This is a genomic window from Enterobacter cloacae complex sp. P40C2 (genome assembly GCF_014930695.1).
In the GTDB taxonomy this organism is placed as follows: Bacteria; Pseudomonadota; Gammaproteobacteria; order Enterobacterales; family Enterobacteriaceae; genus Enterobacter; species Enterobacter pasteurii.
The window spans coordinates 307,383-320,102 of sequence record NZ_JADBRP010000006.1 but is presented as its reverse complement, the minus strand read 5'-3'; the positions used below and the strand labels follow the sequence as shown (position 1 = coordinate 320,102).

Below are 12,720 nucleotides of genomic sequence, written 5' to 3'. Positions count from 1 at the left end.
CGCAGCAACAACCAGGATCGCGCCGTCCATCTGCGCAGCACCGGTGATCATGTTTTTAACATAGTCGGCGTGGCCCGGGCAGTCTACGTGAGCGTAGTGGCGAGTCGGGGTGTCATACTCAACGTGAGAGGTGTTGATGGTGATACCACGAGCTTTTTCTTCTGGTGCGTTATCGATCTGGTCGAAAGCACGAGCAGCACCGCCGTAGGTTTTAGCCAGTACGGTAGTGATTGCAGCGGTCAGCGTTGTTTTACCATGGTCAACGTGGCCGATAGTACCGACGTTAACGTGCGGTTTTGTACGTTCAAACTTTTCTTTAGACATCGATTGTCCCTCTAAGACACGGATAAATCGGTGATATCACCACATCAACCAGGCGAAAATGCCTGAACTGTTGAATACATTTATATTGAAACAGAGAGAAATGGGAGGGAGAAGTGAAGTGGTGCTGATACCCAGAGTCGAACTGGGGACCTCACCCTTACCAAGGGTGCGCTCTACCAACTGAGCCATATCAGCACGTATTGGAGCGGGCAGCGGGAATCGAACCCGCATCATCAGCTTGGAAGGCTGAGGTAATAGCCATTATACGATGCCCGCATCCTGAAACTCGGCTACCCAGTTCTTTCTGTAACAAAAAAAGAGATTTCTCTCTTTTCTGTTCGAGCTGGTCAATTTTTCCAACCAGCTCCGGCGGCTTTGACGCTGCCAGAAAGTGGTGGTGGGGGAAGGATTCGAACCTTCGAAGTCTGTGACGGCAGATTTACAGTCTGCTCCCTTTGGCCGCTCGGGAACCCCACCGGACTTGATGGTGCCGACTACCGGAATCGAACTGGTGACCTACTGATTACAAGTCAGTTGCTCTACCTACTGAGCTAAGTCGGCATCAAGTAGCGCGCATTCTATGGAGACATGCGCGGTCATGCAACTAAAAAATTGCATAAAACGTTCTTTCGCTCACATTTTATGCGAAACCAGTGCTAACCGCTGTAAATTCATCCACTCGCGGTTAAATATTCAACATGAACCCCTGATTTTGACATGCTATAGCCCTGCGTGATGCCTCCCCGGTTACGCATCGCTTTCCCATATTTTTTCTTATTATTCCTCTCATCTGGTGTTAACCTCCTGCCCATTGTCCAAAATTAACTATGTGATGAGCCCGCACCCGCCGTTTCGTGATGGTTCACAGAAGCATGCTTATGAGCAAAAAAGAGCAAACGTTAATGACGCCATATCTTCAGTTTAACCGTAGCCAGTGGGCAGCCCTGCGTGACTCCGTCCCTATGACACTGACGGAAGGTGAAATCGCACGGCTAAAAGGGATAAACGAAGATCTCTCCCTGGAAGAGGTGGCAGAAATCTATCTCCCCCTCTCTCGCTTGCTTAACTTCTATATCAGCTCCAATTTGCGTCGTCAGGCCGTGCTGGAACAGTTCCTTGGCACCAACGGTCAACGTATTCCGTATATCATCAGCATTGCGGGCAGCGTGGCAGTGGGCAAAAGTACCACCGCGCGCGTGCTACAGGCGCTGCTGAGCCGCTGGCCAGAACACCGCAGCGTCGAGCTGATCACCACTGACGGCTTCCTGCATCCCAACGAGGTGTTAAAAGAACGCGGCTTAATGAAGAAGAAGGGCTTCCCGCTCTCTTATGATATGCACCGCCTGGTGAAGTTTGTCTCTGACTTAAAATCGGGCGTGCCGAACGTTACCGCGCCGGTCTACTCGCATCTGATTTACGACCGCATCCCGGACGGCGACAAAACGGTTGTGCAGCCCGACATCCTGATTCTGGAAGGATTAAACGTCCTGCAAAGCGGGATGGACTATCCTCACGATCCGCATCATGTGTTTGTCTCTGACTTCGTCGATTTCTCTATTTATGTCGATGCACCGGAGGAACTGCTGCAGCGCTGGTACATCAACCGCTTCCTGAAGTTCCGCGAAGGCGCGTTCACCGACCCGGATTCCTATTTCCACAATTACGCCCAGCTCTCTGAAGAAGAGGCTATCAACGTGGCGACCGGACTGTGGAATGAGATCAACTACGTGAACCTGAAAGAGAACATCCTGCCGACGCGCGAACGCGCCAGCCTGATCCTCACCAAGAGTGAGAAACACGCCGTCGATCAGATTCGTTTACGAAAGTAGACGTCAGGCGAAAAAAAACCGGCTCATCGCCGGTTTTTTTCTTTATGCTTGCGGCTTTTCACCGTTTTCATCCTGATCGACCGCGAAGCAGGCCACCAGTTGACCGCCGTAATCCTTCAGCTGTGGCTGCAGCTGCGTGCACGGGCCAAAGCGGCGACGGCAGCGGGCGTTGAAGGCACATCCCGGCGGCGGATTCAGCGGGCTTGGCAGCTCGCCGGTCAGCTTGATGCGTTCACGACGGTCGTCCGGGTTCAGTCTCGGCGTCGCGGACAGCAGCGCCTGCGTATAGGGATGACGCGGGTTAGTAAAGATCTGGTCTTTGGTCCCCTTCTCCACGCAGCGTCCCAGATACATCACCATTACCTCGTCGGCAATGTGCTCGACGACGGAGAGGTCATGGGAGATGAAGACGTACGACAGCCCAAGATCCTGCTGTAAATCCATCATCAGGTTAAGCACCTGCGCGCGAACGGAGACGTCGAGCGCCGAAACCGGCTCATCTGCGATCACCACGTCCGGGTCAAGCATCAGACCACGGGCGATGGCAATACGCTGACGCTGACCGCCAGAGAACATATGCGGGTAGCGATCGTAATGCTCGGTTTTAAGCCCCACTTTCGCCATCATTGCCAGCGCTTTTTCGCGGCGCTGCGCTTTGCTCAGATTGCTGTTAATCAGCAGCGGTTCTTCCAGAATTTGCCCGACCTTCTTGCGCGGGTTCAGCGAACCGTACGGGTTCTGGAACACAATCTGGATTTTCTGACGACGCAGCTTCTGCGCCTGCGGATCGTGCTTGAGCAGATCCTGCCCCTGATAGTAGAGCTCGCCGCCGGTTGGCGTTTCAATCATCGTCAGCAGACGGCCCAGCGTGGATTTCCCACAGCCAGACTCCCCAACCACCGCCAGCGTTTTACCGCGTTCGAGGCTGAAGGAGACGCCGTCCAGCGCTTTCACCAGGCGCTCAGGGGCAAAAATCCCCTTCTTCACCGGGTAGTGTTTTTTCAGGTCGATAGCCTGCAACAGCGGCTGTTGCGTGGTGGCCTGTTGCGTACTCATAGTGTTGGCCTCCCGGCATCATCGAGTGGGTAGTGGCATTTTGACTGTCGACCATCGGCCAGCAGATTCAGCTCTGGCTCCTCAGCGCGGCATTTGTCCGTCGCATACGGGCAGCGCGGGTTGAGCAGACAGCCCTGCGGACGGTCGTATTTACCCGGCACCACACCCGGCAGCGACGCCAGACGCGCTTTGTCCTGGGCAAACTCCGGCAGCGCACGCAGCAGCGCCTGCGTATACGGGTGACGCGGCGCGCGGAAGATATCGTGCGAACTTCCGGTCTCCACCACCTGGCCCGCGTACATCACGATGATCTTGTGCGCCGCTTCCGCCACCAGCGCCAGATCGTGCGTAATCAGCACCAGCGCCATGTTCTCTTTCTGCTGCAGCTCCAGCAGCAGCTCGATGATTTGCGCCTGGATGGTAACATCCAGCGCGGTTGTCGGTTCATCGGCTATCAACAGCTTTGGCCGACAGGCGATCGCCATGGCGATCATCACGCGCTGGCTCATCCCGCCTGAAAGCTGATGCGGGTAAACGTCCAGGCGTGACGCCGGATCGGGGATCCCCACCTGCGTCAGCAGATCGATAGCACGCTGGCGGCGGGTTTTCTTATTACCGCCCTGATGCACCTTAATCGCTTCCATAATCTGGAAGCCAACGGTGTAGCACGGGTTCAGGCTGGTCATGGGGTCCTGGAAGATCATTGCCACTTCTGCGCCCACCAGCTGGCGGCGCTGCTTCTCGGAAATGCGCTTCAGATCCTGGCCGTTAAACTCCAGGCTTTCCGCCATCACGCGGCCGGGGTAGTCAATCAGCCCCATGATTGCCAGCGAGCTGACGGATTTACCGGAACCTGACTCTCCAACGATACCGACCACTTCACCCTGATTTACGCTGTAGCTGATTCGGTCCACGGCGCGAAACGGTGTGCCTTCGTCGCCGAAGTGCACGGATAATTTATCTACATTTAATAACGCCATCTCGTGCCTCTTACTGCTTCAGTTTGGGATCAAGTGCATCACGCAGGCCATCACCCATCAGGTTAAATGCCAGCACCGTCAGCAGAATCGCCAGACCCGGGAAGGTGACGACCCACCAGGCGCTTTGCGCGAACTGCAACACGTCGGAGAGCATGGTGCCCCACTCCGGCGTTGGCGGCTGCGCGCCCATGCCAAGGAAGCCAAGAGCGGCCATATCGAGAATGGCGTTAGAGAAACCGAGCGACGCCTGAACGATCAGCGGCGCAAGGCAGTTCGGGAAGATATTGATAAACATCTGGCGCATCGCACCGGCACCCGCCACCCGGGACGCGGTGACGTAATCGCGGTTCACTTCAACCAGCACCGCCGCACGGGTTAAACGCACGTAGTGCGGTAGCGCAACAAACGTAAGCGCAAGCGCGGCATTACCGATCGACGGACCGAAAACCGCCACCAGCACCAGCGCCAGCAGCAGGCTTGGCAGCGCCAGCATAATATCGACGACGCGCATAATGATGTTATCAACGATGCCGCCGAAGTAGCCCGCCACCAGGCCGAGCACGACGCCCATGACCAGCGACAGCACCACGACAAGACAGCCAACCAGCAGCGACAGACGCGCGCCGTACATCAGGCGCGACAGGACATCGCGGCCCACGTCATCGGTGCCCAGCAGGTGGGCAAAGCTGCCCCCGTCCTGCCAGACCGGCGGCACAAGCAGCGCATCGCGGAACTGATCCGCCGGGTTATAGGGTGCGAGGAAGTTCGCAAATACCGCAATCAGGATCATGATGGAAACATACGCCAGCCCGACAACCGCGCCTTTGTTGCGCTTGAAGTAGTGCCAGAACTCCTGCATCGGCGTCATAGGCACCGGTGCAGTGACCACGTTATTTTGAGTTACTTGTGACATGATGGCCCCTTACTTCTTATGACGAATACGCGGGTTCACCACGCCGTACAGCAAATCGACCAGCAGGTTGACGAGAATAATCATCGTCGCGACCAGCAGCACACCGCCCTGCACCACCGGATAGTCACGGCGTTGCAGCGCATCAATCAGCCAGCGTCCGAGGCCCGGCCAGGAGAAGATGGTTTCGGTCAGGATCGCCCCCGCCAGCAGCGTGCCCACCTGCAGGCCGATAACGGTGACAACCGGCAGCATGGCGTTACGCAGGGCATGAATGATGATGACGCGCATACGGGTCAGGCCCTTGGCGCGGGCGGTACGAATATAATCTTCGCCCAGCACTTCCAGCATGGAAGAACGGGTCATACGCACGATTACCGCCAGGGGTATGGTACCCAGCACCATCGCAGGCAGGATCATGTGCGCAACCGCATCAATGAAGTTGCCCTCTTCGCCCCAGATCGCCGTATCAATCAGCATAAAGCCGGTTAACGGGTTGGTGTCGTCAAGGAAGACCATATCGCTGACGCGACCGGAGACCGGCGTCAGGTTCCACTGCACCGATACCAGCATGATCAGCATCATGCCCCACCAGAAGATAGGCATGGAGTAGCCGGTCAGGGCCAGGCCAACGGCAGTGTGGTCGAAAATAGAGCCACGCTTAACGGCAGCCAGTACGCCAACGGGAATACCCACCGCGGTCGCAAAGATCATGGCGCAGATACCCAGCTCCAGCGTCGCTTTAAAACGCGGCACGAACTCGTCCCACACCGGGAGTCGGCTTTTTAGTGAAATCCCTAAATCGCCGTGCAATACGCCCCAGATATAGTGGAGGTACTGCTGCCACATCGGCTTATCAAGGCCGAGTTCAGCCAGCAGTTGCGCATGACGTTCAGGGGAGATACCACGCTCGCCCGCCATAATCATCACCGGGTCACCCGGGATCATATGGACGAAGGCAAAAGTGAGAAGGGTGATACCGATAAACGTCGGGATAACAAGTCCCAGACGTCGGAGGATGAACTGCAACATAACCCGGATTCTCTCTGATGACGCACGCCCAGTGGCGCAACGTCTGTATTGCTCACAAATGTAAATTCCCTCTCCCATCGGGCGAGGGTCAGGGTGAGGGCAAACATGCGCGGCCCTCACCCCTGCCCTCTCCTGAAGGGAGAGGGAGAACACCCTACTTATTATTCGATTGATACGTTTTCGAAGTGGTGTTTGCCCAGCGGATCAACCACGTAGCCCTTCACTTCTTTACGCACCGGCTCGTACACGGTGGAGTGAGCAACAATCAGCGCCGGAGCCTGGTCGTGCATGACAACCTGCGCCTGCTTGTACAGTTCAATACGTTTGTTGTGATCGTCGGTCGCACGCGCCGGCTGGATCAGGTCTTCAAACGGCTTGTAGCACCAGCGAGAGTAGTTAGAGCCGTCTTTCGCTGCCGCACAGCTGAACAGGGTAGCGAAGAAGTTGTCCGGATCCCCATTGTCGCCGGTCCAGCCCATCATTACCGCCTGGTGTTCACCCGCTTTGGCGCGCTTCAGGTACTCGCCCCACTCGTAGGTCACGATCTTGGCCTGAACGCCAATCTTCGCCCAGTCAGCCTGGACCATTTCCGCCATACGGCGTGCGTTCGGGTTGTAAGGACGCTGTACCGGCATTGCCCACAGCTCAACGGTGAAGCCTTTGTCCTGACCCGCTTCCTTCAGCAGCGCTTTCGCTTTCTCAGGATCGTAGGTGTAGTCCTTGATGTCGTCGTTATAGCCCCACATGGTTGGTGGGATCAGGTTCTTGGCCGCAACGCCCGCACCCTGGTATACGGCTTTGATGATCGCTTCTTTGTTCACCGCGTAGGTCAGCGCCTGACGCACTTTCACGTCGTCGAACGGTTTCTTCTCGGTGTTGAAGGAGAGATAGCCCACGTTCAGGCCCGCCTGCTCCATCAGGTTAATATTTTTGTCCTGCTTCATGCGAGCAATGTCAGCCGGGTTTGGATACGGCATCACCTGGCATTCATTTTTTTGCAGTTTTGCGTAACGCACGGATGCGTCAGGCGTGATGGAGAAGACCAGACGGTCGATCTGCGGCTTGGTGCCCCAGTAGCCCGGGAAGGCTTTATACAGGATACGGGAATCTTTCTGGTACTGAAGCAGCTGGAACGGGCCGGTACCGATTGGGTTCAGGTCCACTTTTTCCGGCGTGCCGGCTTTCAGCATGTTGTCCGCGTACTCTTTAGAGAGAATAGAGGCGAAGTCCATGGCCAGGTCAGCCAGGAATGGCGCTTCCGGACGCGTCAGCACGAACTGAACGGTTTTATCGTCCACTTTTTTCACTTCAGCGATCAGGTCCGGCAGGCCCATCCCTTCGAAGTATTCATAGCTGCCGCCAGACACTTTATGGTACGGGTTCTGCGCGTTTTTCTGACGGTCGAAGGAGAACACAACGTCGTCGGCGTTAAGGTCGCGCGTTGGTTTGAATTCTTTGCTGTCCTGCCACTTCACGCCCTGACGCAGGTGGAAGGTATAGGTTTTACCGTCTTCGCTGATATCCCACTTTTCAGCCAGGCCAGGAATCACTTCCGTGGTGCCGGTTTTAAATTCAACCAGACGGTTATAGATCGGTACAGAGCTTGCGTCGTAAGTCGTACCAGAGGTAAAGAGCTGTGGGTTAAAGCCTTCCGGAGAGCCCTCAGAACAGTAAACCAGGGTTTTGGCCTGTACGCTTGCTGCGACGGTCATGGCCACCAGGCTCAGACCAAGCTTCAGCATCCCTGACTTCTTCAAGGAAATACTCATTATTGTGCTCCAATGTGATGTTTTGCTTTGTTGTGTTACGCCGCCTGACCTTTATTTATTTTTTACCCGGTCCGGTCGGTGATGCCCGAAGGCGTTAAAAGGGATAGAGAATCCTTTCAGAAGAGCGTTTGAGTTGCAGCGCAGATCCTCCCTGATATGCCCCTCGTGCCCTACAATCTGTCAACAGAATGTGAAAACGTCAATACAGGTGGCGGGGATTTACGTGGAGTGTGAGAAACCGCAAACAAAGATTAAAAAAACTCTGAAAGCCAGTTTTCAGCAGAGAAATTTATGCTACTCGCCATGATGCAGCACAACTATCTTCATATTTCGCAACACACAGTGATTAAGTTTTATTCAGAATGGGTAAATTTTCTTACGGAATGGTGATTATCTGAGCACTAAATACCGCGAACGTTAAAACGCACAGCGAAAAATGCTGAGGTTATCCATAAGCAACGCGAAAAAAGATCAAACTATATATAAAAAAATACAATGGATTATGTCACAAAACCGTGAGCAGACAGGGAGAAGCAGGGCTAAGGGGTATTTTACTGAGTGGCACCGGATAAGGCGTTAATGCAAAAAGGGCTAACCTTGCGGTTAGCCCTTTTTAGAATGTGGTCGGCGAGAGAGGATTCGAACCTCCGACCCACTGGTCCCAAACCAGTTGCGCTACCAAGCTGCGCTACTCGCCGAATGCGGAGCGCATCTTACTGCTGAGGTGCGCTCCCCGTCAATCCCTTATTTTCAAAAAGCCATTCAACTGGCGATATTCTCGCCAGAGCAGCTACTGCGCGGCTTTTGTGGTGTTATCAGGGAGTTTACACCAGTTGTTATTTTCGTTAATCCCGCCGTCTGGCGAGGTATAGCCGAGACAGCCCATAATGGTGTCGTACAGCTCTACGTGACGGCGCGGCACCTTAATCTCTGCCTGCTGTTTCAGATGGGCAAACATTTTGGCTTTGTCAGGGTTTTCCAGATACTTATCCGACATCCACATAATCATCGGTACCCGGAACTGCTCCGGCGGCGCCAGCTTACGCGGCGTACCGTGTAAATGCTCTTTCTCGTTGATGGACTCGCCGTGGTCAGCCGCGTAGATAACGATCGCTTTCTTATCGCGTAGCTGGTCTATTACCCTGCTGAGGAAAGTATCCACATACAGCACCGTGTTATCGAAAGCATTTACCAGCTCTTCCTTACTACAGCTGGCATTAATGCTGACACACTCCGGCTGCCACTTCGCATAATCTCGCGTGTAACGCTGGTAATAGCTGTAATGTGATCCTTTGGTATGCAGGATAATCAAATGCTTACCTTTAGGATGACTTTTCAAAGACTGTGACATCTCCTCGAGCAACAGCATATCATCGACGCTCTTTCCACGGTTACGCGGCTCGGCGCCAATCTGTTCGCGGTAGGCGATATTGTCCGCCATGGTGTTGGTGTAGAACCACATCTCGCTTTGCATGGCGAACAGATCAGAGCTAAAGCCAAGCTGCTTCAGCACAGCAAACACGTTTTGCTCTTTGAGGGTACGCTGCGGGTTTTCGCTCGCACCGCCCTCACGCACAAACATACAGCGCAGCGAGAGCTTCGTGGCGGTATCGCAGGAGTAGCCGCGGTAAGCCACCAGATTCTTTTCCTGCGCCAGCTTCGGCGTAGTGTCGCGGTCATAACCGAGAATGCCCATATGATCCCAGCGCGTCGTTTCGCCGATTACAAAGACCACATACGTATCATCCAGCCCGTCTGCCGGGGCCTGGTAGGTGAATTTTTTGGTCGGGTTGATCAGCGATTTCACATCACTGGACTCGTCCGCCTGCGCCCATGCATACAGGCCTAGCGCCGACAGCCAGTTAGAGGGCAGATACGAGTTGGCGACCACGCCGCCGTAGCTTGGCATATCCACGCCCGTGGCTTTTTCGACATTTCTTTGCTGTTTTTCCATCAGGCGAATCGGTGCCCACACCAGCAGCCCCGCCAGCAGAACAACGACGACGTTGCGGATACGCTGTCCCCGGGTACGCAGCTGGCGTAACAGGGTATAGCGGCAGGTATTACTCCAGATAAAGAAGAGCGGCACCAGGCAGGTCAGAATTGTCCACATGATGAACCCTTGTCCCACCACCTCTTTCGAGAGGTCGATGTCCGTGGTCATCACCGAGGCGACAATACCATAGCCAATAACTACGTTCATGAAGGTCATGTAATAGCTGGCGGCGGCGGAGATAATCACCACCAGCGAGGCCAGAATTTGCCAGGTACGGCGGCCAAAGAGCGAGAGCAGGCGTAACAGGAAGAATGTCGCGAGGACGGAACCGAACACTTCAATTACGGCAAAAATTCCATTTCTTACGGTGAGGTGCTCGAAGTAACCTTCCACTCTTCTGAACAGCACCGCGCCATTCAGAAATAATCCGATATAGACAGCCAGCATCAAACACAATCGTTGCTGGGTAAGAGACCTAATATATTTCATGCAAACAACCCTGGGGGAAGGGGTATATAGACCCGCCGAATCTCATTGAGAAAGCTGACAGAGTAAGTAGATGCGAGAGAAACCGTTATCAGAAACGTCTACAAGCGCGATAAGTAGACCACAGCGGGAAAGAAAAGTGGCAGCAGAGAATGTGATCGTTGAAGATTTTTACAAAATAACAAGTCCGGAAGCGATGCTGAGATAAAAAAAGAGGCCCTGCGGCCTCTTTTTATCGAATCATGCATGCGCTTCTTTATACGCTTCACGCTGCGGCTGACGAATCGTCGTGGAGAGCGCGAGGGAAATAATCAGCAAGGCAAATATCACGCAGAAGGTCACGTAGAAGCCACCAAACAGCGAGGCAATCAGCGAACCGCAAATACTGCCGATACCAAAGCCGAGATAAATCACGCCGTAGTTTTTTGCCAGGTTATTCAGGCCAAAGAACTCGCTCACCAGCGACGGGAAGACGGTAATGGTGCCGCCAAAGTTAAAGGCCACGCACGCGATTGCCGCAAAGAATGTCGCCTCGTTCAGCGGCGCGAACAGCAGCGCCGCCATGCCCACCAGCGAGATAACCTGTCCCAGCGTAATCACGCGGATACGGGCGATTTTGTCAGACAGAATACCCAGGACCAGGCGACCAGAGAGGTTAGCGATGGAGATCACCGTCACCGCATTCGCCGCCGTCGCTGCATCCAGCTTCACCATTCCCTGCGCGATATCTTTCGCCACGCCAATAACATACAGACCGCTCATGCAGGCCGTCAGGAACATCACCGCCAGCATCCAGTACTGCGGTTTACGCATGGACTGCGCGAGGGTGAAATCATTCTCCACCACGCCGTTAACGCTTTTTACCTCCTGCTGAGGAGCATCTTTCATCAGCGTGGCGCCGAAGAGGATCATGACCAGAACAATCACGCCCCAGATCATAAAGGTTTTCTCAAGCCCTACCGAGGCCAGCAGTTGGGAGTCGATGAATTTAAACCCGAGGCTGCCCAGGCCATATGAACCAATGGCAAAGGCGGAGATGAGCCCTTTACGCTCCGGGAACCACTTCACGCAGTTGGACAGCGTCAGCAGGTAGCCCGCGCCGTCCGCCAGCCCCACCAGCACCCCGGCGCTCAGCCACAGCATCATCAGGTTATTGGAGTGCGCCGTCAGGAAGAAGCCCACGCCCAGCAGGATCCCGGAGGCCATGGTCACGCGCTTCACGCCGAAGCGCTCCTGCAGTTTACCCGCCACGGAGGAGGAAATTGCTAACCCAAGGCTCAGCAGGCCAAAGGAGAACGCCACCTGGCTTATCGGTGCGCCGAGCTTATCGGACAGCGCGCTGTTAAACAGGCTCCAGGTATAGACCGAGCCCAGTGCAAACTGAGTAACGATGGTGCCGAATAGCGTCAGCCAGCGCGTGCGGTTATAGGTTGATGTGTTCATGGCAGTTGTCCTGCAAGAGAAATTAAGGGAATTCGCTGAGGACAACGATACAGAAAACCCTGCAACAGCTGGGGTAAAACGGCATGAGATGCAGGAGAAACGGAATGAAATGCCTGGAATCGGGAATGAATGACCTTGCCGGGAAAGAAAACGCCCAGATGTGAGTGGACACTATCGCCACAAGCCGCGCCATTAATGTATTAAATATGTTACCGCAGCGTTTAAAAAAATAACAACCCTAAAATCTGGCACTCAATCCCAGGGTATATAAATACTCTTCATCGGCCTGCTGGTTATAGCTTATCTTCGCCCAGGGGTGTAAATCACCGTACTGCGTATCGACACGCCACCCCAGCGAGTTAACGCTGGCATGCCAGAGGGGGTCGGTAAGCGACTGCGTGGTGGTTGTATCGCCATACGCATTCACCACTACAGGGGCAGAGCCATCATTGCGCCACGCCATGACGGGTCCGGTCGTGAAACGTCCCGCCACGGGAAAATTCCAGCCAACGCTCAGAACGGTTTCCGCATCCGAACCGGATGGGTCGTTCAGGGCAAACCCCGCAGCATTCTGCGAGCGATTAATACGTTCCGCGAGAATATCTTCATAGCGAGGTTGGTGATCGGCATCCCATGTATAGCGTTCTGTCGTATTACTTTGTGCATCTGAAACGATATATTCCTGTTGCCACGCAAAAGCGGTGTTACAAAAAAACAGGCAGGCTGAGACGCCCACCAGGCCAGAAGCAGCATGGCGACCACTGATTTTTTTTATCATCATCAAAGCGACTCCAGAAAGAGCCGAGTTCGGCGATATATGTCATTGTTCGAAGAGGTATTAGGGCATATAGCCCTGTATTAACTATTGTCTCTTTAGCAGGCACGTCAAGCCGGG

At 54.4% G+C, this 12,720-nt stretch carries 10 protein-coding genes and 5 tRNA genes; 1 reads left to right on the top strand and 14 read right to left on the bottom strand.

Annotation, left to right across the window (positions count from 1 at the left end; all coding sequences use genetic code 11):
* The 5 genes from IM304_RS14220 to IM304_RS14200 all read right to left on the bottom strand — a co-directional run.
* Positions 1-324 (bottom strand): GTP-binding protein (locus IM304_RS14220; protein ID WP_032314999.1); only part of this gene is annotated, 324 nt, incomplete at its 3' end.
* 119 nt (positions 325-443) lie between these two features.
* Positions 444-519 (bottom strand) — tRNA-Thr (locus IM304_RS14215).
* 6 nt (positions 520-525) lie between these two features.
* Positions 526-600, bottom strand: a tRNA-Gly gene (locus IM304_RS14210).
* Positions 601-716: 116 nt separating this feature from the next.
* Positions 717-801, bottom strand: a tRNA-Tyr gene (locus IM304_RS14205).
* A gap of 8 nt (positions 802-809) precedes the next feature.
* Positions 810-885 (bottom strand) — tRNA-Thr (locus IM304_RS14200).
* A 317-nt stretch (positions 886-1,202) separates the two neighbouring features.
* On the opposite strand from IM304_RS14200, the gene coaA reads away from it, so the two are divergent.
* Positions 1,203-2,153 carry a type I pantothenate kinase gene (coaA, locus tag IM304_RS14195; protein ID WP_063868899.1) on the top strand — a complete coding sequence of 317 codons (951 nt, stop codon included), beginning with the start codon at positions 1,203-1,205 and terminating at the stop codon, positions 2,151-2,153.
* A gap of 42 nt (positions 2,154-2,195) precedes the next feature.
* Here coaA and dppF read toward each other — a convergent pair whose 3' ends face one another.
* The 9 genes from dppF to IM304_RS14150 all read right to left on the bottom strand — a co-directional run bounded on the left by dppF (position 2,196) and on the right by IM304_RS14150 (position 12,606).
* Positions 2,196-3,209, bottom strand: a complete 1,014-nt coding sequence (gene dppF / locus IM304_RS14190) for a dipeptide ABC transporter ATP-binding subunit DppF (protein WP_176608988.1) — start codon at positions 3,207-3,209, stop codon at positions 2,196-2,198.
* A complete protein-coding gene (gene dppD, locus IM304_RS14185; RefSeq protein WP_148421546.1) occupies positions 3,206-4,189 on the bottom strand; it encodes a dipeptide ABC transporter ATP-binding protein in 984 nt (327 codons plus the stop codon). The genes dppF and dppD overlap by 4 nt, the downstream gene beginning before the upstream one ends.
* Positions 4,190-4,199: 10 nt before the next feature.
* Positions 4,200-5,102, bottom strand: coding sequence for a dipeptide ABC transporter permease DppC (gene dppC, locus IM304_RS14180; protein ID WP_148421548.1), 903 nt, complete (start codon positions 5,100-5,102; stop codon positions 4,200-4,202).
* Between the two features lie 9 nt (positions 5,103-5,111).
* Entirely contained in the window at positions 5,112-6,131 is a 1,020-nt protein-coding gene (gene dppB, locus IM304_RS14175) for a dipeptide ABC transporter permease DppB (RefSeq protein ID WP_006810536.1), read from the bottom strand.
* A gap of 161 nt (positions 6,132-6,292) precedes the next feature.
* Entirely contained in the window at positions 6,293-7,900 is a 1,608-nt protein-coding gene (gene dppA / locus IM304_RS14170) for a dipeptide ABC transporter periplasmic-binding protein DppA (protein WP_193355334.1), read from the bottom strand.
* A gap of 621 nt (positions 7,901-8,521) precedes the next feature.
* Positions 8,522-8,598, bottom strand: a tRNA-Pro gene (locus IM304_RS14165).
* Between the two features lie 92 nt (positions 8,599-8,690).
* On the bottom strand, positions 8,691-10,385 hold the full coding sequence (gene eptB / locus IM304_RS14160; protein WP_148421552.1) for a kdo(2)-lipid A phosphoethanolamine 7''-transferase: 1,695 nt from the start codon (positions 10,383-10,385) through the stop codon (positions 8,691-8,693).
* A 237-nt stretch (positions 10,386-10,622) separates the two neighbouring features.
* The gene (locus IM304_RS14155) at positions 10,623-11,825 is read right to left on the bottom strand and encodes an MFS transporter (protein ID WP_193355335.1); all 1,203 of its coding nucleotides are present in this window, start codon (positions 11,823-11,825) and stop codon (positions 10,623-10,625) included.
* A gap of 238 nt (positions 11,826-12,063) precedes the next feature.
* Entirely contained in the window at positions 12,064-12,606 is a 543-nt protein-coding gene (locus IM304_RS14150) for a lipase (RefSeq protein ID WP_148421556.1), read from the bottom strand.
* Positions 12,607-12,720 lie beyond the last annotated feature (114 nt).

What these genes read in the sequence shown, in the direction of transcription:
- eptB (WP_148421552.1), bottom strand. Translation starts at nt 10,385, where the DNA reads ATGAAATATATTAGGTCTCTTACCCAGCAACGATTGTGTTTGATGCTG.
- dppC (WP_148421548.1), bottom strand. Translation starts at nt 5,102, where the DNA reads ATGTCACAAGTAACTCAAAATAACGTGGTCACTGCACCGGTGCCTATG.
- dppF (WP_176608988.1), bottom strand. Translation starts at nt 3,209, where the DNA reads ATGAGTACGCAACAGGCCACCACGCAACAGCCGCTGTTGCAGGCTATC.
- coaA (WP_063868899.1), top strand. Translation starts at nt 1,203, where the DNA reads ATGAGCAAAAAAGAGCAAACGTTAATGACGCCATATCTTCAGTTTAAC.
- dppB (WP_006810536.1), bottom strand. Translation starts at nt 6,131, where the DNA reads ATGTTGCAGTTCATCCTCCGACGTCTGGGACTTGTTATCCCGACGTTT.
- IM304_RS14155 (WP_193355335.1), bottom strand. Translation starts at nt 11,825, where the DNA reads ATGAACACATCAACCTATAACCGCACGCGCTGGCTGACGCTATTCGGC.
- IM304_RS14150 (WP_148421556.1), bottom strand. Translation starts at nt 12,606, where the DNA reads ATGATGATAAAAAAAATCAGTGGTCGCCATGCTGCTTCTGGCCTGGTG.
- dppD (WP_148421546.1), bottom strand. Translation starts at nt 4,189, where the DNA reads ATGGCGTTATTAAATGTAGATAAATTATCCGTGCACTTCGGCGACGAA.
- dppA (WP_193355334.1), bottom strand. Translation starts at nt 7,900, where the DNA reads ATGAGTATTTCCTTGAAGAAGTCAGGGATGCTGAAGCTTGGTCTGAGC.